At 57.6% G+C, this 23,951-nt stretch carries 26 protein-coding genes; 9 read left to right on the top strand and 17 right to left on the bottom strand.

Features of this window, described 5'->3' with window-relative positions:
* Positions 1–49 precede the first annotated feature (49 nt).
* The 5 genes from Q0Z71_RS06680 to Q0Z71_RS06660 form a co-directional block, all read right to left on the bottom strand.
* Positions 50–1,372 carry an extracellular solute-binding protein gene (locus tag Q0Z71_RS06680; protein WP_298019851.1) on the bottom strand — a complete coding sequence of 441 codons (1,323 nt, stop codon included), beginning with the start codon at positions 1,370–1,372 and terminating at the stop codon, positions 50–52.
* A gap of 66 nt (positions 1,373–1,438) precedes the next feature.
* Complete coding sequence (locus Q0Z71_RS06675; RefSeq protein ID WP_298019849.1) at positions 1,439–2,560, bottom strand: ABC transporter ATP-binding protein; 1,122 nt, start codon at positions 2,558–2,560, stop codon at positions 1,439–1,441.
* 41 nt (positions 2,561–2,601) lie between these two features.
* The gene (locus Q0Z71_RS06670; RefSeq protein WP_298019847.1) at positions 2,602–4,431 is read right to left on the bottom strand and encodes an iron ABC transporter permease; all 1,830 of its coding nucleotides are present in this window, start codon (positions 4,429–4,431) and stop codon (positions 2,602–2,604) included.
* Positions 4,432–4,867: 436 nt separating this feature from the next.
* Entirely contained in the window at positions 4,868–6,601 is a 1,734-nt protein-coding gene (locus tag Q0Z71_RS06665; RefSeq protein ID WP_298019845.1) for an ABC transporter ATP-binding protein, read from the bottom strand.
* Entirely contained in the window at positions 6,598–8,307 is a 1,710-nt protein-coding gene (locus Q0Z71_RS06660) for an ABC transporter ATP-binding protein (protein ID WP_298019843.1), read from the bottom strand. The genes Q0Z71_RS06665 and Q0Z71_RS06660 overlap by 4 nt, the downstream gene beginning before the upstream one ends.
* Positions 8,308–8,775: 468 nt before the next feature.
* Between Q0Z71_RS06660 and Q0Z71_RS06655 the strand changes: the two genes are divergently transcribed.
* From Q0Z71_RS06655 to Q0Z71_RS06630, 6 genes are all read left to right on the top strand, one after another.
* The gene (locus Q0Z71_RS06655; protein ID WP_298019841.1) at positions 8,776–9,048 is read left to right on the top strand and encodes a hypothetical protein; all 273 of its coding nucleotides are present in this window, start codon (positions 8,776–8,778) and stop codon (positions 9,046–9,048) included.
* 84 nt (positions 9,049–9,132) lie between these two features.
* The gene (locus Q0Z71_RS06650; protein ID WP_298019839.1) at positions 9,133–10,335 is read left to right on the top strand and encodes an ABC transporter substrate-binding protein; all 1,203 of its coding nucleotides are present in this window, start codon (positions 9,133–9,135) and stop codon (positions 10,333–10,335) included.
* Positions 10,336–10,529: 194 nt separating this feature from the next.
* The gene (locus Q0Z71_RS06645; RefSeq protein WP_298019837.1) at positions 10,530–11,447 is read left to right on the top strand and encodes a branched-chain amino acid ABC transporter permease; all 918 of its coding nucleotides are present in this window, start codon (positions 10,530–10,532) and stop codon (positions 11,445–11,447) included.
* Positions 11,448–11,457: 10 nt separating this feature from the next.
* Complete coding sequence (locus Q0Z71_RS06640; protein WP_298019834.1) at positions 11,458–12,504, top strand: branched-chain amino acid ABC transporter permease; 1,047 nt, start codon at positions 11,458–11,460, stop codon at positions 12,502–12,504.
* A 37-nt stretch (positions 12,505–12,541) separates the two neighbouring features.
* Complete coding sequence (locus tag Q0Z71_RS06635; protein ID WP_298019964.1) at positions 12,542–13,339, top strand: ABC transporter ATP-binding protein; 798 nt, start codon at positions 12,542–12,544, stop codon at positions 13,337–13,339.
* Positions 13,340–13,350: 11 nt separating this feature from the next.
* Complete coding sequence (locus Q0Z71_RS06630; protein ID WP_298019961.1) at positions 13,351–14,052, top strand: ABC transporter ATP-binding protein; 702 nt, start codon at positions 13,351–13,353, stop codon at positions 14,050–14,052.
* 45 nt (positions 14,053–14,097) lie between these two features.
* Here the strand turns inward: Q0Z71_RS06630 and greA are convergent, their stop codons facing one another.
* Entirely contained in the window at positions 14,098–14,601 is a 504-nt protein-coding gene (greA, locus tag Q0Z71_RS06625; RefSeq protein ID WP_298019832.1) for a transcription elongation factor GreA, read from the bottom strand.
* 199 nt (positions 14,602–14,800) lie between these two features.
* Between greA and Q0Z71_RS06620 the strand changes: the two genes are divergently transcribed.
* A complete protein-coding gene (locus tag Q0Z71_RS06620) occupies positions 14,801–15,289 on the top strand; it encodes a GNAT family N-acetyltransferase (protein WP_298019830.1) in 489 nt (162 codons plus the stop codon).
* Between the two features lie 373 nt (positions 15,290–15,662).
* Positions 15,663–16,271: a SafA/ExsA family spore coat assembly protein gene (safA, locus tag Q0Z71_RS06615; protein WP_298019828.1), complete on the top strand. Its 609-nt coding sequence runs from the start codon at positions 15,663–15,665 to the stop codon at positions 16,269–16,271.
* 650 nt (positions 16,272–16,921) lie between these two features.
* Here safA and Q0Z71_RS06610 read toward each other — a convergent pair.
* The 11 genes from Q0Z71_RS06610 to Q0Z71_RS06560 form a co-directional block, all read right to left on the bottom strand.
* Entirely contained in the window at positions 16,922–17,155 is a 234-nt protein-coding gene (locus tag Q0Z71_RS06610) for a hypothetical protein (RefSeq protein WP_298019826.1), read from the bottom strand.
* Between the two features lie 205 nt (positions 17,156–17,360).
* Entirely contained in the window at positions 17,361–17,597 is a 237-nt protein-coding gene (locus Q0Z71_RS06605) for a hypothetical protein (RefSeq protein WP_298019824.1), read from the bottom strand.
* Positions 17,594–17,815: a hypothetical protein gene (locus Q0Z71_RS06600; protein WP_298019822.1), complete on the bottom strand. Its 222-nt coding sequence runs from the start codon at positions 17,813–17,815 to the stop codon at positions 17,594–17,596. Before Q0Z71_RS06600 ends, Q0Z71_RS06605 begins: the two co-directional genes overlap by 4 nt.
* Positions 17,816–17,876: 61 nt before the next feature.
* On the bottom strand, positions 17,877–18,725 hold the full coding sequence (locus tag Q0Z71_RS06595) for a hypothetical protein (RefSeq protein WP_298019820.1): 849 nt from the start codon (positions 18,723–18,725) through the stop codon (positions 17,877–17,879).
* Between the two features lie 23 nt (positions 18,726–18,748).
* Positions 18,749–19,201 carry a hypothetical protein gene (locus Q0Z71_RS06590; protein WP_298019818.1) on the bottom strand — a complete coding sequence of 151 codons (453 nt, stop codon included), beginning with the start codon at positions 19,199–19,201 and terminating at the stop codon, positions 18,749–18,751.
* A gap of 560 nt (positions 19,202–19,761) precedes the next feature.
* Positions 19,762–19,911 carry a hypothetical protein gene (locus Q0Z71_RS06585; RefSeq protein WP_298019816.1) on the bottom strand — a complete coding sequence of 50 codons (150 nt, stop codon included), beginning with the start codon at positions 19,909–19,911 and terminating at the stop codon, positions 19,762–19,764.
* Complete coding sequence (locus Q0Z71_RS06580; RefSeq protein ID WP_298019814.1) at positions 19,908–20,213, bottom strand: hypothetical protein; 306 nt, start codon at positions 20,211–20,213, stop codon at positions 19,908–19,910. Before Q0Z71_RS06580 ends, Q0Z71_RS06585 begins: the two co-directional genes overlap by 4 nt.
* Positions 20,210–20,500, bottom strand: a complete 291-nt coding sequence (locus tag Q0Z71_RS06575) for a hypothetical protein (RefSeq protein ID WP_298019812.1) — start codon at positions 20,498–20,500, stop codon at positions 20,210–20,212. Before Q0Z71_RS06575 ends, Q0Z71_RS06580 begins: the two co-directional genes overlap by 4 nt.
* Positions 20,501–20,666: 166 nt before the next feature.
* Positions 20,667–22,520, bottom strand: a complete 1,854-nt coding sequence (locus Q0Z71_RS06570; RefSeq protein ID WP_298019810.1) for a bifunctional DNA primase/polymerase — start codon at positions 22,518–22,520, stop codon at positions 20,667–20,669.
* A 4-nt stretch (positions 22,521–22,524) separates the two neighbouring features.
* Positions 22,525–22,758, bottom strand: a complete 234-nt coding sequence (locus tag Q0Z71_RS06565; protein ID WP_298019808.1) for a helix-turn-helix domain-containing protein — start codon at positions 22,756–22,758, stop codon at positions 22,525–22,527.
* Positions 22,759–22,761: 3 nt separating this feature from the next.
* Positions 22,762–22,953 (bottom strand): helix-turn-helix transcriptional regulator, encoded by a 192-nt coding sequence (locus tag Q0Z71_RS06560; RefSeq protein ID WP_298019806.1) that lies wholly within the window; start codon positions 22,951–22,953, stop codon positions 22,762–22,764.
* A 141-nt stretch (positions 22,954–23,094) separates the two neighbouring features.
* On the opposite strand from Q0Z71_RS06560, the gene Q0Z71_RS06555 reads away from it, so the two are divergent.
* Positions 23,095–23,691, top strand: a complete 597-nt coding sequence (locus Q0Z71_RS06555; RefSeq protein ID WP_298019804.1) for a helix-turn-helix domain-containing protein — start codon at positions 23,095–23,097, stop codon at positions 23,689–23,691.
* The last annotated feature ends 260 nt before the right edge of the window (positions 23,692–23,951 follow it).

Raw genomic sequence — 23,951 nt, 5'->3', positions numbered from 1 at the left:
GCGGCCGATTGGCCGCCCGCCCGGCGGGGCCGCACTCAGCGGCACAGTATTACATGTTGGGGTTCTGGTTCAGCCACAGGGTCCACATATCCTGGACATTGGGATAGTTCCAGTAGATGGCGTCCAGATTGTTGGCGCGGGCGCCCAGGTCGGCCAGCTTCTCGGGGTTCCAGTCGTCCTCAACGTCGTCACGCAGCATCCAGTTGCCTTCCTTGGAGAAGGGCTTCAGACCGCCGCTCTTGCCATCGGCGCCGCCGGTGACAAAGCGGATGAACAGACGGGCACCGGCGGGATTGTCGCAGCCGGCAACCGCGAACATGGATTCCACGTTCAGCAGCGCGTTGTAGGGAGTCAGGTTGGTGCACCAGGCGATGTTGTAGCCGGACTCATCACGGTTGCCGATCTTACCGGCGGAGGCCAGGGCCAAGGCGGGGTCGTCAGCGGTGGAATTGTGAACGGCCAGCACCAGCTCGTCGCCGTCGCCGATGAAGGTCATCTTGGACTGGCTGAAGCGCCACAGGTACTCAACGCCGGCGTTGTTCTCGGGGACCTCGAAGGGGAACTGGGAGGCGTCATAGGTGTACTCCAGATCCTCGCCGTAAACGTCCTTATAGGACTGGGCCATCTCGTCAGCGTAGTTGATGAAGCTGGCGAACAGGGACAGGTATGCGGTCTCCTGGCCGATCTCCTTGGTGTACAGGCGGTACTTCTGGCTGCCGTCCTCGTTCTTCTCGATGATCTGCCACCAGCTGGTGATGGGCTGGCCATCGGGGAACGCCTCGGTGTTGTAATACCAGAAAGCCTGGGAGGCATACAGAGGATAGCTGAACCGCAGGTTCTCCTCGTCGATGTGGGAGCAGATGTCGCGGGGATAGAAGGGTTCAATGATGCCCTGAGAATAGTACTCAAAGAACACGTTGCCGTTCACGTCCTTGGTCTGCAGCACGTCGGCGGTGATGTTGCCGGTCTCATTCTCGATCTGGGCCTTGCTCAGGACCTCGTCGGAGTCCAGGTCGGAGACTTCCAGCTTCAACTCGGGATAGAGCTCGTTCCAGGTGTCCACGACCTTCAGCATCTTGGAGGAGGTGGCGTAGACATTGATGGTGTCGGCGCCGCCGGCGGCCTCTTCCTTCGCCATCTCATAGAGCTCCTCGTCGGTCATGTCGCTCCACTCGTCGTAGTAGGGTCCGTGGGCCTCGGTGTTGGTCTCCACGTCATAGCCCAGGTTCAGGGGGCATTCCGCGTCGGTAGCGGCGGGTTCTTCCGTGCCGGGAGCGTCAGGGGTGGCGGCGGGTTCCTTGTCGCCGCCGCAGGCAGCCAGGCCGAATACCATAACGCCGGCCATCAGAAGTGCAAAGAGTTTCTTTTTCATCGGGTCTTCTCCTTTCGTTTTTGAACATGTAGGGATTCTCCGCTGGGATTCTATAAACTCGCGGAATCAGACCGCGCGCTTAATGAGTCTGGTGGTCTCCTTGTTGTACACGTTGATCTTGTCCTGGTCGATGATGGCCCAGACCTTCTGGTCCAGCTCGTAGTGGACCTGGCCCAGCTCCTTCACCAGGAACTCCTCCTCACCGGCCTTCAGGGTGACGATGGTCTCGGAACCGGCGGGCTGGCTGGCGTACACGGTGACAGGCAGGGCGCCCTCCACGCTCTCCCGGGCGATGACGATCTGCTCGGGGCGGCAGGCCAGCACGCAGTCGAACTCGCCGCTGGCGGGCTTCTCCTCGTCGGTCAGGACCTCGGGGCCGAAGGTGTGGCCGCCCAGCTCGCTCTTGACCACCAGCTGGCCGTTCTTCATCTCGGCCCGGCCGGGGATCAGGTTGATGCGGGGGTTGCCGATGAAGTCGGCGGCCTCCAGGTCGATGGGGTTGTTGTACAGCTCCATGGGGGTGGCCACCTGGTTCAGCTCGCCGGCCTTGAACAGGGCGATCTTGGTGGACATGGTCAGCGCCTCGGTCTGGTCATGGGTGACGTAGATGATGGTGGTGCCCAGCTCCTTGTGCAGGCGCTGCAGCTCGGCGCGCATGTCGATCCGCAGCTTGGCGTCCAGGTTGGAGAGGGGCTCGTCGAGGAGCAGCAGCTTGGGGCTGGAGGCCACGGCACGGGCGATGGCAACGCGCTGCTGCTGGCCGCCGGACAGCTCGGTGGGATAGCGGTCCTTGTACATCTCGATCCGCATCATTTTCAGGGAGTCCATGACGCGGCGTTCGATCTCATCGCTACTCATCTTCTGGATCTTCAGGCCGAAGGCGACGTTGTTGTAGACCGTCATGTGGGGCCACAGGGCGTAGGACTGGAACACCAGGTTCAGTCCGCGCTTGCTGGGCTCGGCATAGTAGGCGTCATTGGCGTTGATCATCTCCACGCCGTCGATGGTCATAATGCCGTTCTGGGGCTTTTCCAGACCGGAGACCACACGCAGGGTGGTGGTCTTGCCGCAGCCGGAGGGGCCCAGCAGCGTCATGAAGTCGCCGTCCTCGATGGTCAGGTTGATATCCCGCAGGACGTGGTTGCTGCCATAGAATTTATCAATATGCTTTAATTCGATACGACTCATATCATTCTTTCCTTTCTGTCAATAAACACAGTTCCCGCTGATTACCAGCTCTTGCTGATGTCGGCACCGCCGATCTTGTTGGCGGCGATGTAGCACACCAGGATGAACAGCAGCACGCACACGGAGATGGCGTCGGACATCTGGTTGTAGCCCTCCTGGGAATAGGTGAAAGCCAGATAGGACATGGTCCGGGTGGTGGGGGTCATCATGATGATGATCAGGTCCAGCTCCTTGGCGATGGAGATGAACACCAGCATGAAGCCGGAGATGAAGCCGTTCTTCGCCAGGGGGATGATGATGGAGGTCATCCGCTTCCAGAAGCTGGCGCCGGCAATGTCGGCGGCCTCTTCCAGCTCCACGCTGATGGACAGCATGTTGGCGGTACCGGACCGGCTGGCGAAGGGGAAGTGCTTGACCACAGAGGTCAGAACGATCAGAGTGAAAGTGCCGTACAAGGAGGGGATCAGGCCGCCCAGATGGGGACGGGAGAACATGGAGAAGTACATGGTGGAGAACGCCACGCCGCTCATCAGATAGGGCACGAACACCAGCTGCTCCGTGAGGTTGCCGTACCACTTGCCGCGGCCGCGGGAGCTGATGTAGCCCAGGAACTGGCCGCAGAAGGCAGTCAGGATGGAGGCGATCAGGGTCAGGCGGATGGTGTTCAGGAAGGCGCTCTTGAACTCGGGATTGCGGAAGATACCGGGATAGTTGGTGTACTTGGCGATATCGCCGGACTTGCCGATCCAGTTGTACAGCGTCAGGTTGTCGAGGCCGTAGCCGGCGCCGGTGGTGATCTGGAAGGTCTCCATGATCAGCACGAAGAAGGGCATCACCATGGCCAGGAACAGGAACACGCCCAGGAAGATCATCATGGGCTTCTTGGCGGCGCCCAGAGGCATCAGGGTGCTGCGGCCGCCCTTGCCGCCCACGGTGGCATAGGACTTGCGGACGCCGATGATGCGCTGGTTGCTCATCAGGATCAGAGCGGCCAGGCCCACCAGGACAATGGACATGGCGTAACCCACGCCGCGGGGGCCCTGGTCGATGAACACGCGCATCTTGGTGGCTAAGGTGTAGTAGCCGATGCGGTTGCCCAGGTTGGCGGCAACGCCGTATGTACCGATGGACTTGGAGATGGTCATGACCAGTGCGGACAGCACGGAGGGCATGATCAGGGGCAGGGTGATGTGGCGCAGGATCTGAGCTTTGTTGGCGCCCTGGATCTCACCCATCTCCTCCAGTTCGGAGTTGATGGAGCGGAGCGCGCCGGACACCTGAATGTAGGAGAATGCGTAGTAGTGCATGGACATGCACAGGATGATGGCGATGGGGCCGTAGGCCAGCCAGTCGGGGATTGGAATGCCCAGGCCGCAGAGGAAGCCGTCAGCGCCGCTGGTCTTGTTGCGGAACACCGCCAGCCAGGCCAGCGCCTTGGTCCAGGAGGGGATCATGTAGGGGATGGTGACCAGCAGGCCCAGGACCTTCTTGCCGGGCAGATCCGTGCGGATCATCAGCCAGGCCAGGACGGAGCCCAGAGGCACGGAGATCAGGGTGGTCATGGCGCCGCAGAACAGGGAGTGCAGCAGAGGTTCCCAAAGCACGGCCTTCGCCATGGCGCCGGAGAGCATGTACTTCCAATAGTACAGGGTAAAATCACCCACATGAGCGCCGGGATTCCGCCGAAGCTCGCCCTGGGCCATGGTGAACGTGGACTTGATCATGGTCAGCAGGGGGATCAGGATCAGGCAGAACAGCACGATCAGGCTGACCAGCACGATCATGTTGAACGGGTTCTTCACCACGTTCAGGATCAAGTTTTTCAATCTTTTCTTCGTCAGGGGTTTCTTGGGAAGATTTTTCTTGGACACGGTAACACCTCTTTCTGTCATTTGCCGGGAACCTTGCCTGTGACATTTTTCAGATTTTCTTTCCCTCACATCCATTTCTCACAAGTGATCTGCACCGGGGAGATTTTGATCAGAAACCCCCTCTTTTGTGCAAACGTTTGCGTTTTGCTATCCCAATTATAATGCTTTTCCTGCTGCTTTGTCAATTGATATGTTGGCTATTTCGCAGGAGTTTTTTTATGAATATTCACAATCGTTAGTTGAATTCCATAAATTTCTGTGCAATTTTTTCAGCATTCTGCTAGTTAAAATTTTTGGATTTCCAGCTTTTGACGAACACGTTTTCGTAACTTACCGCCCCTTCCGCGGAGGTCCAACGGCGTTTTTCGCCGGCGGTCCCAGTATCCCACGCGGCGGGACCGCGGCGCCACCATGTTTTTGTAAAGCTTCGGTAAAATCAGCCCCACTGGGCGGCGTACAGGGCCGCGTAGATCCCGCCCGCCTCCAGCAGCTCCCCGTGGGTCCCCTGCTCCGCCACACCGCCCTGGTCCAGCACCAGGATGCAGTCGGCATTGCGGACCGTGGCCAGCCGGTGGGCGATGACGAAGCAGGTCCTCCCCTGCCGCAGATGCTCCATGGCGAGACTGATCTCCCCCTCTGTCTCCGTGTCCACATTGCTGGTGGCCTCGTCCAGGATCACGATGTCCGCGTCTGTCAGCAGGCACCGGGCGATGGCCAGCAGCTGCCGCTGGCCCTTGGAGATCCCCGCGCCGCCGTCGGTGAGCACGGTGTCGTACCCATCCGGCAGGGAGGTGATGAAGCGGTGGATGCGGGCGGCCTTCGCCGCCTCCACGATCTGCTCCCGGGTGGCGCCGGGGGCACCGTAGGCGATGTTCTCCGCGATCGTCCCGCCGAAGAGCCAGGTATCCTGGAGCACCAGGGCCAGACGGCGGCGCAGGCCATCCCGGCTGTACCGGCCCACCGGCACGCCGTCGATGGTGATAGAACCGCCCTGCGGCTCGTAAAACCGCAGGAGCAGGGAAACCAGGGTGGTCTTGCCCGCCCCGGTGGGCCCTACCACCGCCGCAAGGCTCCCCGCCTTGATCCGGGCCGTGAAGCCCTTCAGCACCGGCCGGGACGGGTCGTAGCCGAACTCCACCCGGTCAAAGGTGATATCCCCCTGAAAATGATCCGCCGGCACCGCATCCGGCCGGTCCCCCGCCTCCGGCTGCTCGTCCAGCAGGTCCAGCACCCGCTCCGCGGCCGCCGCGCTGGCCTGCAGCTCGCTCAGCAGGTTCGCCGCCTCCCGGATGGGACCGGAGAATTTGCGGGAATAGAGCACAAAGGACGACAGGCTGCCCAGACTCAAGCCGCCGCCCAGATACATCACCGCCCCGAACATGCTGATGGCGGCCAGGGATACATTATTGATAAAGTTCACCGAGGGCCCCAGGGCCGCGCTGGCCCGGTCCGCCTGATAGTACGCCTCAGAGGCCTCCCGGTTGTAGGTCTCAAACTGCCGGAGGTCCGCCTCCTCCACGCCATAGGTGCGGATGGCCCGCTGGCGGTCGATCCGCTCCTCCGCGAAGCCATTCAGCGCCCCCAGCTTTTTGGAGCGCCGGCGGAACAGCGGATGGACCCGCTTCATTTGAAAGCGGGTCAGCACGGCGGACAGCGGCACGGTCACGAAAAACACCAGCGTCAGCCGCGGTGAGATCAGCAGCAGCATCATAAAGGAGCCGGCCACGGTCAGCACGCTGGTTCCGATCTGCAGCAGGTCCGTGGAAATGGTAGCGTTCACGGTATCCACGTCATAGCAGATGCGGCTGATCAGGTCCCCTGCCGGATGGGTGTCGAAATACTCCACCGGCAGCTCGCTCATGCGGTCAAAGGCCGCCTTCCGCAAATCGTGGGACACCCCCTGTCCCACCCGGAGCAAGCGGGTGGCCACGATATAGTTCAGCAGGGCGGACAGGCCGTAGCACGCCAGCATCCCGCCGCAGTTGCGGAACACGCCGGGAAAGTCCACCTTCCCCGCCTCGACGCCCACCGCGTCCACCGCCCATCCGGACAGCAGCGGCGCCGCCAGAGCCAGCAGGTTGGTGACCACCAGCAGCACCGGCAGGACCGCCAGCTGTACCGCGTATGGCCGCAGGAACCGGGCCAGCCGCCGGAAAAGCTCTGTCCTCATGTGGCGGCACCTCCCATCTGCAGCTCCGCCATGCGGCGGTACCGTCCGCAGGACTCCATCAAATAGGCGTGGGTCCCCTGGGCGGTAATCACGCCGTCCTCCAGCACCAAAATTCGGTCCGCCTCCCACAGAGAGGCGATGCGCTCCGAGATCACCACCAGGGTCACACCGGGATGGTCCCTGCGGATAGCCTCGTGCAGGGCCGCGGCGGTGCGGTAATCCAGCGCGCTGTCCGCGCTGTCCAGCACCAGGATCTCCGGCTTTGCCGCCAGGGCCCGGGCGATCAGCAGGCGCTGCCGCTGGCCGCCGGAGAGGTTCGCGCCCCGGATGTCCAGCTGCGTGTCCAGGCCGTCGGGCAGCTCTTGGATAAAGTCCCACGCCTGGGCGGTCTTGGCCGCGGCGGTCACCTCCTCCCGGGACAGGCCCCGGAGGAAGGAGATATTTTCATAAACGCTGTCGTGCAGGAGCGCCTCGTTCTGGAACACCACGCCAAAGCGGCCCCGCAGGTCCTCCCGGGAGAGAGACGCCGCGTCTCTGCCGCCCACCCAGACCACGCCCTCACCGGCGTCATACAGCCGCAGGAGCAGGGAGACCAGCGTGGTCTTGCCGCTGCCGGTGGTGCCCAGGATCCCCAGCATCTCCCCTTTTTGCAGGGTAAAATCCGCGCCGGTCAGCTCCTTCTCCACCCCCAAATAGGAAAAAGACACCTGCTCCATCCCCAGCTCCGCCTCGGACACGGCGTCGGAGGGCCGCACGGTCTGGTCCGCGGGGGCCTGCAGGATCTCCTCGATCCGGCGGGCCGAGGCAATTCCCTTGCTGATCTTCACAAAGATCTTCGCCATGCCCAGGGTGGCATTCTGGATCAGGGTGAAATAGGAGAGGAACGCCACGATCTGCCCCGCGGCCATCTGCCCCTCCTGCACCCGCACCGCGCCGACGGCCACCACCAGCACCAGGCCGGTGTTCAGGAAAAAGCCTGTCAGGGGATTGGCCGCCGCCATGGTGCAGCCTGCGTCCTCCTCCGCACGGCGGGCGGAGGCGTTGGCCGTTTCAAACCGCGCCCGCTCCTGCTCCTGGCAGGCCAGCGCCTTAATGACCCGGACGCCTGAGGCGTTCTCCCGGATGATGCGCACCACGGCGTCCACCGCCGTTTGGGCCTTCGCGTAGCGGGGAATGCCCCGCCGGGTCACAGCCCAGATGGTGAAAAAGGTCAATACGCACACGGCCAGCTGGACCAGCGCTAGGACCGGCTCCTGCAGGAAGGTCAGCACCATGCCCCCCAGCACCAGCATGGGTGCCCGGATGCCGCCCCGCTGGATCTTGTCGAACATCTGGTGGACGTGATAGGTGTCGTTGGTCAGCCGGGACACCAGGGAGGACACGGAAAACCGGTCCATCTGGGCGCAGGACAGCCGTTCCACCCGGCTGTACAGGTCGTGCCGCAGCTCCCGGGTGATCTCCATGGAGGCCCAGGCAGCCATCCGGTTGGCCGTGATATTGCAGAAGGCGGCGGAGAACGCCAGCAGGGTCATCATGCCGCCGGTCCGCCAGATCGCGTCCATATCCCCCGCCGGAACATGGACGTCGATGATCCGGGCCAGCAGCAGCGGAAGGGCCAATTCCAAGATCGCAGCTGTGAACTTGATGGCAACGCCAGCCGTCACCCGGCGCACGAAGGGACGCAGATAGCCCAGTACGGTCCGCATGTTCCCCCCTCCTTTGCTCAAACGTTTGCATTGTTATATTTTATATAAAGAATACCAATCCCGCGGCCGCAAGTCAATCCGCAATTTGTTGTGGCCGGCAACGATAGTAAACTTCAGAAATAATGGCAGCAGAGGAGGCGCGTAGAGGCGGCGCAGGACAAGGATGACGACGCAGGCGGGCTGCCGCCTGTCAAGGTGAAAGACGCAGTCATGCACTGTCGAACTGTCGTCGGTATTTCTGAAGTTTGCTATCGTTTCCCGCTGTGTTACCACGCTGTTTTTCCTGGAAAAACACCTGTCACTTTCCGGAAAACAGCCGTGTTTTGTTTGTTTCTCATAGATTTTGTTTTTTGTTGTCTGCATTTATGTTGATTTTGACGTTACAAGGGTGGTTGACATTCTTCCTCTCAGCCGTTAAAATGAGAACAACTTTTAGCAAGACCCACTTTTGGAAAGGAGCTGGACACAATGACAGGTACCCGCATGAACGCCTATATGATGATGTCTCATTGTGCGTCCGCTTATGCAGACGCTTCCAGCTCCTGCGCTTCTTCTGCCTCTATGATGCAGTCTGCCTCCAACAATTCTATCATGATGATTCTGGGCGCCATCGTGATGGCGTCCATTATTATTTGCGGCCTGATTTCCCTGGCCATTCTGGGCATTTCCCTGGTATTGCTGGTTCTGGTACTGCTGGTATGCGGACGTTTTGATGCGCCAAAGGCGAGAAGGTTTGCTTAACTGTTTTGATACAGCAAAGCGGCTTCGCTGATGGCGGAGCCGCTTTTTTGTATAATATTTTAATCGCAAAAGGAGAAAACAAAGATGAAAAAGAAGTTTGTCAGTTTCATGATGGCCATGGTCATGGTCCTCAGCCTGGCCGCCTGCGGCGGCAAGGACAGCGACGCCCCCGCCCCCGAAAACAATGACGCCCCCCCCGCCACCGAAACCAACGACAGCGCCTCCGGCGCCGCCTTCAAGCTGGGCGGCACCGGCCCCCTGACCGGCGGCGCCGCCATCTACGGCAACGCGGCCAAGAACGGCGCCCAGATCGCTGTTGACGAGATCAACGCCATGGGCGGCATCCAGTTCGAACTGAAGTACGAGGACGACACCCACGACGCCGAGAAGGCCGTCAACGCCTACAACGCTCTGAAGGACTGGGGCATGCAGCTGTCTCTGGGCTCCGTCACCTCCAAGCCCTGCGAGGCCACTTCCGTGATGAACTTTGAGGACCGGATCTTCGCCCTGACTCCTTCCGCCTCCTCCACCGGCACCATCGAAGGCAAGGACAACATGTTCCAGATGTGCTTCATGGACCCCAACCAGGGCTCCGCTTCCGCCCAGTACATCGCCGATAAGGGCCTGGGCACCAAGATCGCCGTGATCTGGATGAGCGACGACCCCTACTCCAAGGGCATCCGCGACACCTTCACTGAGAAGGCCGCCGAGCTGGGCCTGGAGATCGTCTCCGACACCACCTTCGCCACCGGCAACGACACCGACTTCTCCGTCCAGCTGGCCGACGCCCAGAAGAACGGCGCTGACCTGGTGTTCCTGCCCATGTATTATCAGCCCGCTTCCCTGATCCTGGCCCAGGCCAACGCCGCCGGTTACGCCCCCAAGTGGTTCGGCGTGGACGGCATGGACGGCATCCTGACCATGGAGGGCTTTGATGCCTCCCTGGCCGAGGGCGTCATGCTGCTGACTCCCTTCAACGCCGACTCCACCGATGAAAAGACCGCCGCCTTTGTCGCCGAGTATCAGAAGCGTTTCAACGAGATCCCCAACCAGTTCGCCGCCGACGCCTATGACTGCGTCTACGCCTACAAGCAGGCTCTGGAAGCCGCCGGTGCCACCCCCGACATGAGCGCCGAGGAGCTGTGCGCCGCCATGATCGAGCAGTTCACCTCCATGACCTTCGACGGCCTGACCGGCGAGAGCATGACCTGGGACGCCACCGGCGCTGTCAGCAAGAGCCCCAAGGGCATGGTCATTGAGAACGGCGCTTACGTCGGTCTTGACTGATCCCCGTATCACACAAGCGATATAAGAGCTATCTGAAGTCATTCCGGCAGCGGACCGGAGAGGCCATTCCCGCCTCTCCGGCCCGCTCCGGATTACAGCGCGTATCTGAAAAGCACTGGCACAGGCCGGTATTTTTCAGATACGCACTGGACGTATCATCTCCTCAAAAGAAATATACAAGGGGTGTATCCATAATGACCTTTCTGAATTTCCTCATCAGCGGGATCAGTCTGGGCAGTATCTACGCCATCATCGCCCTGGGCTACACCATGGTGTACGGCATCGCCAAGATGCTGAACTTCGCCCATGGCGACGTCATCATGGTGGGTGCGTATATCTGCTTCTACGCAGTCTCCCGCTTCAGCCTGCCTCCCGTGGTGGGCGTGATCCTGGCCATGCTGGTCTGCACGGTGCTGGGTATCGTGGTGGAGCGTCTGGCCTACAAGCCCCTGCGGCAGGCTCCCTCCCTGGCGGTACTGATCACCGCCATCGGCGTCAGCTACTTCCTCCAGAACAGCGCCCTGCTGCTGTGGTCCTCCAACCCCAAGGTGTTCCCCGCTTTCTTCACCACCGAGAGCGTGGACGCGGCGGGAAAAACCGTGACCAAGAACGGCATCCAGCTGTTTGACGGCCGCCTGAACATCTCCTACGTGACCATCGTCACCATCGTGGTCTGCATCATCATCATGGTGGGCCTGACCCTGTTCACCGCCCACACCAAGATGGGCAAGGCCATGCGGGCCTGCTCCGAGGACAAGGGCGCCGCCCAGCTGATGGGCATCAATGTCAACGGCACCATCTCCATGACCTTCGCCATCGGCTCCGGCCTGGCGGCCATCGCGGGCGTGCTGCTTTGCTCCGCCTATCCCACCCTGGTGCCCACCACCGGCTCCATGCCCGGCATCAAGGCCTTTACCGCCGCTGTGTTCGGCGGCATCGGCTCCATTCCCGGCGCTCTGCTGGGCGGACTGATGCTGGGCGTGATCGAGATCTTCGCCAAGGCCTACATCTCCACACAGCTCAGCGATGCCGTGGTGTTCGCCGTGCTGATCGTGGTGCTGCTGGTGAAGCCCGCCGGACTGCTGGGCAAGCAGGTCCGTGAGAAAGTGTGAGGTGGTTTCTGTGAAAAAATTGAAGTTGAATCAGACCACCCGCCGGAATTATCTGACCTACGGGCTGGTCATCCTGGCCTATGCCATCCTCCAGATCATGAACGGCTCCCTCAGCTCCTCTTTAAAAGGTATGCTGGTCCCCATCTGCGCCTATGTGGTCATGGCCGTCTCCCTAAACCTGACAGTGGGCGTGCTGGGCGAACTGTCTCTGGGACACGCCGGCTTCATGAGCATGGGCGCCTTTACCGGCGTCACCGCCGCCGTCGCCCTTCAGGACCTCATTCCCGCCGCGCCGCTGCGCATGATCGTGGCCCTGATCGTGGGCGCCGCTTTCGCCGCCCTGGCGGGCTTCCTCATCGGCATCCCCGTCCTGCGGCTGAACGGCGACTATCTGGCCATCGTCACCCTGGCCTTCGGTGAGATCATCAAGAGCATCTTCAACAACCTCTATGTGGGCGTGGACTCCAGCGGCCTGCACATGAGCCTTCTCAGCGACAATACAAATTTGGAAGAGGGCGGCAAGCTGATCATCGGCGGCCCCATGGGCATCGGCGGCATCCAGAAGATCTCCACCTTCACCGCCGGCTTCCTGCTGGTGATGGTCACGCTGGTCGTCGTGTTCCATCTGGTGAACAGCCGGGCCGGACGGGCCATCATGGCCATCCGGGACAACCGCATCGCCGCGGAGAGCGTGGGCGTCAATATCACCAAGTATAAGATGATGGCCTTCGTCACCTCCTCCGCCCTGGCCGGCGCCGCAGGCGTGCTCTTCGCCATGAACTACTCCACCATCGTGGCCAACAAATTCGATTTCAACACCTCCATCCTGGTGCTGGTGTTCGTGGTGCTGGGCGGCCTGGGCAATATGCTGGGCTCCATCATCGCCGCCGCGGCCCTCACCATCCTGCCGGAGGCCCTGCGCCAGTTCTCCGACTACCGGATGCTGGTCTACGCCATCGTGCTGATCCTGGTGATGCTGGCCACCAACAATCCCACCCTCAAGGCATTCTTCGGCCGGTTCAAGCCCGGCAAACGCTCCGGAAAGGAGGCGGCCTGATATGTTTTCCAAGCTTGTTCCCGTTCCCTCCAGCGGCATGATCCCCGACCGTGACATCGGCAAACGCCCCATTCTGGAGTGCATCAACCTGGGCATCACCTTCGGCGGCCTGAAGGCGGTGGAGGACTTCAACCTCACCATCGGCCGCACGGAGATCGCCGGTCTGATCGGCCCCAACGGCGCCGGTAAGACCACAGTGTTCAACCTGCTGACCAAGGTCTATCAGCCCACCAAGGGCACCATCCTGCTGGACGGCCGCGATACACACGGCATGAACACCATGCAGGTGAACCGGGCCGGTATCGCCCGCACCTTCCAGAACATCCGCCTGTTCTCCAACCTGTCTGTGGAGGACAATGTCAAGATCGGCATGGACGCCCACATGCATTACAACATGTGGAGCGGCATCTTCCGTCTGCCCAAGTACTGGAAAGAGGAAAAGGTCGCCCACGAGCGTGCGCTGGAGCTGCTGAGCATCTTCAACATGGCCGATCTGGCCAATGTCAAGGCCGGTTCCCTGCCCTACGGCGCCCAGCGCCGCCTGGAGATCGTCCGCGCCCTGGCGACGAACCCCGCCCTCCTGCTGCTGGACGAACCCGCGGCCGGTATGAACCCCTCCGAGACCGCGGAGCTGATGGAGAACATCCGCAAGATCCGGGACACCTTCCAGATCGCCGTCCTGCTGATCGAGCATGACATGAATCTGGTCATGAATATCTGCGAAGGCATCTGCGTGCTGAACTTCGGCCGCGTCATCGCCAAGGGCAGCCCCGCCGACATCCAGTCCAACCCGGCGGTCATCGAGGCGTACCTCGGCAAACAGAAGGAGGCGTGAGTATGGAACCGATCTTAAAAGTTGACGATATCAACGTCTATTACGGCAGCATCCACGCCATCAAGGGCATCTCCTTCGAGGTCAACCAGGGGGAGATCGTCACCCTGATCGGCGCCAACGGCGCCGGTAAATCCACCACCCTGAACACCATCTCCGGCCTGCTGCACAGCAAGACCGGCTCCATCTCCTTCATGGGCGAGCCTCTCTCCAAGGTCCCCTGCCACAAGGTCGTCTCCAAGGGCCTGGCCCTGGTGCCGGAGGGCCGCCGTGTCTTTCTGCAGATGACCGTCCAGGAGAATCTGGAGATGGGCGCCTATACCCGCAGCGGCAAGGGCGTGGACGAGGATCTGGAAAAGGTCTACGCCCGGTTCCCCCGCCTGAAGGAGCGCTTCAAGCAGGTGGCCGGTACGCTGTCCGGCGGCGAGCAGCAGATGCTTGCCATGGGCCGTGCCCTCATGAGCCAGCCTAAGCTGCTGATGCTGGATGAGCCCTCCATGGGCCTGGCGCCCATTTTGGTGGAGCAGATCTTTGAGATCATCCAGAACCTGCACAAGGCCGGGACCACCATCCTGCTGGTGGAGCAGAATGCCCAGGCCGCCCTCTCCGTGGCGGACCGCGGCTATGTGCTGGAGACCGGCAAGATCGTCACCAGCGGCACCGGCAAGGAATTGCTGGCAAGCCCCGCTATCAAAAAGGCCTATCTGGGCGGTTGACATGATACTGTGAAAAAACGAGGAGAGCATCGCTCTCCTCGTTTTTTAATAGGCGCTGATCTCCATATTCTCGTCGTCCCTGCCCTTTTCAATGGCCCGGACCTCTACAAAGTATTTCAGCTGCGGATTGACCTCTACCTGTACCCGGTCCCCCACCTTGCGGCCCATCAGAGACTTGCCCACCGGGGACTCCTTGCTGATAAGTCCTTTCAGCGCGTCCTGCCGGAGCGTGGTAACGATCTGGATGGTCATTTCCTTTTTCACCATCTCATTGAAGATCGTCACCTTATCAAACAGGCCCACCACATCCTCCTGGGGCTTGACCTCGATGACCTTGGCGGTCCGGATCATCCGCTCCAGATACCGGATACGGCTCTCATTGCGGTTTTTGGCCTGTTTGGCACACTTATATTCAAAGTTTTCGCTGAGATCGCCGAATGCCCGGGCGGTCTGAACTTCCTCGATCAGCTGGGGCCGGAGCACCCGCACCCGGTGGTCGATCTCCTCCTGCATCTTCTTGATATCAACTTCTGTCAATTCATCATACATGGAAAACACCTCGCGTGTCTGAGTTGCTTCTATCATATCACAATTCGAGCGCCGGATACAATCTTTTTGCCCCATACTCCCTTTTATCTTAAGTGTTGCTAGGATATAACTTCGGCGATCTTACCAACCACAGATTGAAATTTAAAATTTGCCGTGCTATACTCCAGAGCAGCAAATCGGTATTCAAGGAGTTGTTGTAATGGAGATCAGATACATCACTAAAGATGATGATCCTCTTGAAATAAGCAAAATATATGAAAGTAGTTGGAAATACGCATATAAGGGCATGATTCCTCAAGATTACCTAGACAGTATTCCAACGGGACAATGGGCTAACAGTATCAATAAAGTCGGTCTGAACAGCCTTGTTCTAATAGAATGTGGGAGAATTATAGGTACCGTCAGTTTTTGTAAATCAAGATGGGAAAAGTATAGCGATTACGGAGAAGTTGTTTCCATATATTTTCTGCCCGACTACATTGGAAAAGGATATGGTAGGTTATTGCTTAACAAATGTATGGAGGAATTAAAGCAATGTGGATTTAATAAAGTGCTTTTATGGGTTTTGGCGGATAATCATAGGGCAAGAAAATTTTATGAAAAAAACGGATTTATTGATTCGGAAGTATTTATGGATGATAACATCGGCGGAAAAGAGATAAGAGAGGTTTTGTATTTTCTTGCTTAGACAACTTTTCATTTATAGGGGCCGTTATCCACGATGGTTAGCGGCTCCTTTAGGCATTTTGACAGGAAATTTGGAGAATAGAGCAGCCGCAACACCAAAGGTAAAAGGGAGACCTCATGACATCCATCCGGCAGCCCCTTTCCAGGTATTGCATTTGCAAAATAGTTACAAATCGGTTACAATCGTATCATCCTTGCAAGGGAAACACATAAAGGAGGCTATATTCATGTTCTGTTTCAGCAATTTGGATTGCAGCGCCTTGCTGCAGATGCTCTGCCAGACCTTCGGCCTGGGCTGCTGATTTTTACTTCGGAGAGCCCCGCGGAAGCGGGGCTCTCTATTTCTTCCGTTCCCGAATAAAAGGAGGTATATCATGAAACCATTCCGTGTATTTCTTCTGACAGCGGCCCTGACCGGGGCCCTTTTGACCCCTGCCGCTCAGGCCGCAGGTCTTACCCACACCGTCGCTCAGGGCGATACCATGTGGAAGCTGGCTGTCAAGTACCAGGTGGGCACCAGCGAAATCATCCACGCCAATCCGCAGATCAGCAATCCGGACCTGATTTATCCCGGTCAAGTCCTGAACATTCCCCAAACCGACAGCAAGGCCGCCAGCTTTGAAGCCGAGGTCGTCCGCTTGGTAAACGAAATCCGGCGGCAAAACGGTCTGAAGCCTCTGGCTGAAAACTGGGAGCTCTCCAGGGTTGCCCGGTATAAGTCCCAGGACATGCTGGATAAGCGCTATTTTTCCCACACCAGCCCCACATACGGCACCCCCTTCCAGATGATTAAGGCCTTCGGCCTGTCCTACCGCACCGCTGGTGAAAATATTGCCATGGGGTATTCCACTCCGCAGGCGGTCGTCAACGGATGGATGAATTCCAGCGGACACCGCGCCAATATCCTGAACGCCTCATATACGCAGATCGGCGTGGGCTATGTCGCCCAAGGCAATTACTGGACACAGATGTTCATCGGCTGATCCCCTGGAAAATCCGTCATCGTCTGTCTGCCCGGGTCATAAAAAAGCCAGTCCTGCCGCAGGGTTCTTTGCAGTGAAAGCGCATTTTCTCATTGGAGTCCTCATAGCTCCTACCCATTCCCGCAGCTGTTAAGGAAATTACAGGTCACACGATCCTTTTCCAAAGTTGGAACACCTCACGGCAGCACCGCGATGGAGTCTCTTTGCTGCGTTCAAAACAGTCATAAAACTGTTTCAAAAACCGCCCCTGTCCGCCTAAACCCAACCATGAGACCAGCGAAGCGGGTCGCAGTAGAAGCGAAGGAAAAGCACATCCGGCGTATGAAAAGGCCCTAAGGCCTTTTCAGCGCCTTAGAGCTTTTCTGAACTGCAATAAGCGGCCAAAATCAATTTCTCAATCAAATAGGCCGCATCCCCCTCCCCCCGACCGCGAGCCCAGCGGAGCGGGTCGCGGCCGGAAGCGAAGAAAAAGCACGTCCGGCGTATGAGAAAAGCCCTAAGGCTTTTTCCATCGCCTTAGGGCTTTTTCTGAGCTGGTGACCCGGCGGGGATTCGAACCCCGGACCCACTGCTTAAAAGGCACAGTAAAGCCCTTTGAAATCAATGTTCTTCGCCGTTTTTGACGTGCATCTGACTTGCACCTGTGAAAATTAGAGCCGCACCGGCGAGGCATGATCCTGCGCCATCTTACGCACGATATCCGGAGTACAATCCATCTTCTGAGCCTGGCGCATGATGCCCTCCTCGTCCAGTGCTGCAAGCTCGTCATAAAATGCCCGCAGACTTTGACTGAGGGGGTCTATATACTCCGGCGCATAGATGGCCTTCTGCTGTTCTATCCGCTCTTTCAAGGCTTCAATTCGATTGGTAAAGCTACTCATCATAAGTATTTATTCCTCTCAGTTCATAGGCAAGAAGTTCATCCAGGTCATCAAGATCACTTCCGCTGACAACATGGATAAAGGCGCTGCCGGTCTCCATGCACTCCTGCACACTCATTTCCCGTTCCTGACCGTCCAGAGTCTGGCACAAGAGCACCAGGGGGGCGGGTCCGCAGTTGGTTGATCCTGCGCTCTAGTTCTTTCAGTGTCATGTACCCTCCTCATCGGTCAGCAGCGCATTTGCAAGGCCGCACACGCCTTCCTGCGATGGGTCCTCCGGCTCTACTTGCAGCAGTTTCACCCCGTCCCGCTCACCCTTGATCGCCGCGATCAACGCATTATGCCCGGTCATGGTTATGACTGTGCCATCTGCATAATGACACCTGAACAGAGGATTTTCCTCTTTCAGCAGATTTACCCGGCGTTCCAAGTCCTGTATGTTCATCGTCTATGTTCCTCCAAATCCTTGATGACCTTCTCCAGCTCGTCCAGCTTGGCCTGTTGATCGTCAACACGAATAGCGCCCAGGCAGACGTTACATCCGTACAGAATAGCGTTGGCGGTCTTTGCGTCAATCTCTCCATTCAATAACATATTGGTGATCCGGTTGACTGCCCGCCGTACCTCGCGGCTGGTGGTCATTTTTAATCGTTTCTTCTGCATATCATCACCTAAACAGACGGGGCGTATGAGCTATTGCCCACACGCCCCTTGTGCCCTATCATCACGCGCCAGCGTTGACAGGCTGATAGTAGATTGCCTTTGCCTTGTTGTCCAGAACAAAAGCATCATAGCAGATACGGCCCTCTACCAGGCTGCCGGAAATGCCGGGCGGGTCCTGGTGTGCCCGGTAATCCTCCAGCTTCACAGGGGCCACAGTTGCGGAAGGATGGGCCAGCATGAAGCCGAAACCGGCAGGCAGACGCACAGCGGGAACCTTCACCACCTGAGCGCCGTCCAGATTGGCAATGACGCCCTTGAGCCGCATCTCCTGGCCCACATCGGAATCAAGGGTGATATCCGGGGACTTCTTCATCAGGGCATAGGTAGCGGGGGTCACCAGCAGCACGCGGCCAGTCTCGGGGACCTCCGCATCGTCCAGAGCACCGGAGGCTTTCAGAATCTCGTCATAGATGTTCTCCGCAGTCAGAGCCACGGCAGCGGCCTTTGTACCTGCCTTCGCCGCCATCACGCCGTAAACGTAGCTGTCCACTTCGGGGATGACAACCTCCCGATCCTGGCGGGCCAGAGCAGAAGCGGCGGCCACCTGCTGGGCGGTCTCGTCGTTGTCCAGCTTGTCAATGGCGAAGGTGAAAGAACGGTCCCTTGTCAGGGTCAACTCCTCCGTAACGGCGTCCAAGTCCTTGATAGGGCCGAAACGACTGCATTCGTCGGGGCGGGCGGTGCCGTTGCGGTCATAGTCGTTCATGGCGCTGGTGCTGACCTTGTAAACCTTGATCGTGTGTGCGCCGGTCCAGTCAAAGTCATTGTTGGTCAGGATGGACAGCTTAGATTCATTCTTGAACTGCTCGTCAACATGGGGCAGAAATTTGGTTACCAGATTGATAGCCATAAAATAAAATCACTCCTAAAATATTAAATCTTAGGCTTGAAGGCGCGGGCAATCTCTTCATCTCCGCTTTTATAGAAAGTGGGAGGATTTGCCGGGGGCGGTGCGCCATGCTCTGTGGTTCGTACAACAAAGTACTTGCCCAGCTTACCCATGACCGCCTTGAATTTATCAAAATCAGCGGTATCCAGAGCCTCCATCAGATCGTCTGCACATTCCGCTGCAACGTTGATCTCTTTCAGATAATCAGCGCATTTGTATTTTGATTCGCGGGCCTCCAAAGCCTTCTCGCGCTCTCTGAGCGCCGTTTCTCGTTCGTCCTCTTTCGGCTCTGCCTTTGCTCTCTCACGGGCCAACCGTTCAGAGACGATACGGTTTACTTCATCTTGTGTAAACATTTTTTCGCCCTGTCCCCCTTTGTCCTCCGGGGTGGGAGTGGTGGGCTGTTCGGTAGTTGTGGTCTTGGTTTCTTCGCTCATAGTGTACCTCCGTTTAACGCCGTGAGTTCGGCTTGATAGACTCCCTGATGACGGAGGCGGAAAGGAGAAAGGGCATGGCCGCAAGCCCGGAAAGACCTCCGCCGTCAGGGATAAGAAAAAGGCATGAGAACGATGTTGAAATCGTTTCCCATGCCTCAATCATTTGACGGCTAACCCCTGCGGGCGGTACTCATGCCTATTTCACTAGAACAATTGTACCATAGCTATCGGGGGTATGTCAAGCGGATTCGTTGGAATTACAACATTTTTTCGGCTTCCTAGTGGTCAAATACAGGTGCCTAAATGGGGGATGCCGCTCACTTTTGCGGGCTGTAATGCCGGGATTTATGGAGCGGATAGCCGCCGCGACAGCGGCAGCCTCCGGCTCTTCTTCGGGGATGTATGCTACGGTGATCTTCAAAAGGCACCTCCTCAATACTGGTACCGCCCCCGCTTCGTCCTACTGGGGGCGTAAGTGGGTAACTGTGAGTCCAAAAGAGCTCGGATCAGATCGTCTACCTTGCGCTTGTTCTTCTCTGTGAGTTGGTTGTAAGCCTTTATTATGTAGTAATCTTCATATCTTTCCATTCTTTGTCAAACTCCTCCTCGCATTGTTCAAGGACTCTGCCGAGTTGTTCATCGGTCAGCAGCAAGATACACTGTAGCGCCTCTTGCAGTAGCTCCTCCCTGGTCATTCCTTCAAAATTCATACTTGACGAACCTCCCCCGTTGTTGGTATGATGGAGGCGGAATTTAGGCCCGTCAGAACCTGTTCCGCCTTGCCGTCCTGGGTGTTGGTAGCGCCCTGGGCGGCTTTTTCTACACACTCTTGATTGGACAATTCAGGGTGTGCCCTGTGCAGCTTCCATGCTTGTAGCAACATAGCACACTCTTCCTCCGTCAGGCTCAAAACCTCCTCTTTGAGCCGATCCCTTAAATTCTTCTGGCAATCGCAGACTTCGCCGGGGTCCAGGTGCGCCCCACAGCGGGGACAGATCTTGTAGTAGCTCATGCTTCCGCCTCCTCCTGGCGCTTCTGGAAATCGCTAACGCACTCCAGCGCGGATTCCATGATGCTCTGATAAATCAGATACTTCATCAGGTTAGAGCACGCTTTGTGCTGCTCCTCACTTCCAGGGGCATACCGTTCAAACTGCTTGATAGCGGTGCTGTTGATCGACTTCAATTCATCCAGGCCCACCACCAGGGCCAGACTGATTGCGTCCACCTCCATCGGGGTCATGGTGAGGACCATGCTGCACTCCGCCTTGATGCCGGTGATATTGTTGGTGTTTTCCATGATTTTTCTCCTTTCAAATTCAAGAGGGACGTTACCCTCGTACAAAAAACGGTGTACACTTCGTCCCTTATCGTCCCTGCTATCAGTGACACATAGGGCTATATAGGACGTTAAGGGTCAGTAAGGGACGAAATATATATATTATTTTGTATAAGAGAAAGCGTCCCTACGCTGTGCCCAGGCTCGTTTGATAGCCTTGTGGATGCTGGTATTGCTCAATGCGGATTCCTCTCGCTCCATTCGACTTATGCCCACATGTCACAATCAGGCCGTCCTTCTCCTGTAGTTCTCGGATGAACGGGCCAGACAGCTTTTGCTTCAGATCAGCGGTTGAATAGAACGGCGGGAAGCCCAGGATTTTTGCCCCGACGCTCTTCACGTCCTCATAGCTCCAGAATCCGCCGCCGGGCCGATCTGTCACAAGCTGATTGAATACCTGCACAAGCGGCTCCTTCTCGTAAGGGATGCCTTTCTCCTTGCGCCTGACAATGGTGGTCAGGTCCTCGGCGGTCATGTCCTTGAAGCCGGTCCAATGGACGCCGCCCCGGTCGCCGATGGTGTAGCCGAGGCTTGGCCCCTTCGGTGCGTTGGAGCATTTTACATGGACCATGACACACTCGTCCTCGTTCTCAGGATTGCGGACAAGCTGCAAAATACTCCGCATGGAAGCCGGGATGTCCACGCTGCCCAGTGACCTGTTAACTGGGGACTTATCGCCGCTCTTACTCATGTGAGCGATGATGGCGCAGGAGCAGTTGTTGCGCTCACACATCTCAAACAATCTCGCCAGTTCTGGGCGGGTCTCGTTGCTACGGAACATATCGACCTTCGCTCCTAGAAACGCCTGGAAGGGGTCAAAAATGACCATTTTGGCGTTGATCTGCTTGATAGCCGCCTCTACCTCTGGGCTGTTGAAGGTCAGCCCGGCGGCATTGGTCAGGAAATGGCACTTGTCCAGGTCCCCGCCGTTGGCCTCGACGCGGCCACGGAGGACAGGCAGGTCATCCTCCACAGACAGTATCAGCACATCCCCAGGCGTGGCGATCTTGATTCCCAACAGCGGCTCTCCGGTGGTGATATGGGCGGCGATAGCGCACATGAAAGCAGTCTTGCCGCTGCCGTTGTCTCCCTGAATCAGCGTTCCCTTGCCCATCTGGAAGTAAGGTGCTATGGTCCATCGGGGCGGCTCATAGGGAACCTCTGACGCCTTTACCAGTGCGGCGGGTGCCGTCTTTGTCTTGCTCTCTCCCCGCTCATACCGTCCGACGCTGTTACAGATTGTCTTGATCTCGCTGTCAGAGAGCGGGGGACTGCACCTGGCCTTGTTGGCCTCCATGATGGCGGCTGTGGTCTCCTCCACCGTCAGTCCCTTCGCCCGCAGGGATGCCGCCAGCTTGAACATCTCCGTGTTGCGGTTCCCCTCTGCGACCTTATCCGGGGCCTCTGTGGCGGTCTTTGCGGTGCTGGGCTTGTCCTTCTGCTTGCCTTGCAGCATGAGCCTGTGAAGCCATTCAGGAAGCGGTGCAAGGGCTGTATTGCTAGGGGTGTGCTCTGCCTCCCATTCATATGTATGCCCGTTCTGGTGAACGCTGGGAGGCGCTATGACATAGCCGCCGTTCCCCCGATAGTCCAGACTTGGAGCAAAGCTGGTCCCCACGGTTAGGGCTGGGTCATCACACTTGAAGTAGTAGTGAACGCCACCGCCGCCGGTAAGACACATCCAGGTATCAGGCAGAGATCCATATCGCTGCTCCAGCTCTGCAAGTGTCTCGTCCCCATATTTCCCGGCGTCGTGGTCGATGTCCACATCCAGCACCACAAGACCACTGCCGGTGGCGATGCCGATATTGTAGAGGTAGGAGCCTGTCCACCATTTTGTGATCTGTTCCAGGTCCGCTGTTGCATCCTTGCAGCCGTGGACTGTAGCCGGGGATTTCTCCATCGGCCAGCAGGGAAATACGCGCAGCCCCATCGGGGAGGCATAGTATTTTGCGTGTTTCAAAAGCTTGTCGCCGGTCACCTTATCACGCTCCTGTCCCGAACAATTTGTTCATGTACTCCACCAGATCATCCCGACGGAAATACCAGCTCTGCCCCTGCTTGGCCCCTTTGAGGATGCCGTCCTTTGCCATTTTCGCTATGGTCTCTGGATTCCGCCTCAAAAGTAATCCGGCGTCGCAGACATCACACAGCACCGGAAGCTCGTCGATACTGTGAATCACTCTCCGGGGCTTGTTGATTCGTTGCGGCCTATACATGGTCTAGTCTCCTTTCTCGATGATGTCCTGTCCTAAGACTGCGGCCAGCTTGTCCGCCGTCTCCCTGCTGCAACTCTTGCCGGTCCGAACTGCCGTTACAGTCCCACGGGACACGCCCGCCTTTTCCGCCAGCTTGTTGCCGTTCAGATCGAGCCGGACCAGAGCCGCCGCAAAACGCTCTCGGTTGATTCTCATATGTTCACCTCGCTTTTACTTTTGACTGCATTTATCGTATCACAGTCAAAAGTAAAAGTCAATTCTAATTTACAGTCTTTTGCAAAAATTTTTTCTTGCGTTTTTGTTAATGTATGCTATACTCATAATGAGGTGATGCACATGACCACCGGACAACGCATAAAAGCAGCTAGGAAAAAGGCTGGTCTAACTCAACGAGAATTAGGGGCAAAATTAGGAGTTACTTACCAAACGCTTGCTCAATGGGAAAACGATTTACGAAATCCGAAGCAAGAGACTGTCCAACGCATTGCTGATGCTCTTAAATGTGACTTTTATTGGTTACTTTGGGGAGAAGAACTTTCAATAGAAGAGCGACATGCATACAACGTAATGCGCGTATTTGCTACGGAAGACTATCACATAGAAAAGGCGGCGAAATTAGCTGTATATTACGCAGAGCGTGAACACAAAAGTAAAGGATACTCTTTTTCTGCTCCTGAAGAGACACTGGTCACTCTTTTTAACAAGCTCAACGATGACGGCCAGCAGAAAGCCGTGGAGCGCGTCGAGGAGCTGACCGAGATACCCAAATACCAGCGCCAGGACCCGCCCACAGAGGCCCCGCCAGAGGGTACGGATACCGCCTCACCAGAAAGCCCGTCAGAGGGCACAGGAGAGCCGCCAGAGAGGGCAGAAGCACCGCTAAAGAGCGAAGAAATCGACTGGGGACCACCTAGAGGCGAAGAAGTATGGTAAAAAATTAAGCCCCAGGCCGAAGCCCAGGGCATTGACAATTCATCATGTGACGGTTATACTAAATATAGAAAGGGCGCTGCGGCAAGCGGTTAGCCCGGACTTGGATTTAGTAGTCTAATGCAAAGCACTAGAAACCGTCACCGGCCAGGGTGGCGGTTTCTGCCTTTTATACGAATCGTCACTGTATATCCGAAGATATGTAGTGTTATCGTAATTGGCATGGCCTCACCTCCTTTCGGAGGATGTGGCTAACCGCCCGC

Origin of the sequence: uncultured Dysosmobacter sp., assembly GCF_947631635.1 — a bacterium.
Classification (GTDB): Bacteria; Bacillota; Clostridia; order Oscillospirales; family Oscillospiraceae; genus Oscillibacter.
This window is presented reverse-complemented; position numbering and strand designations above follow the sequence as displayed.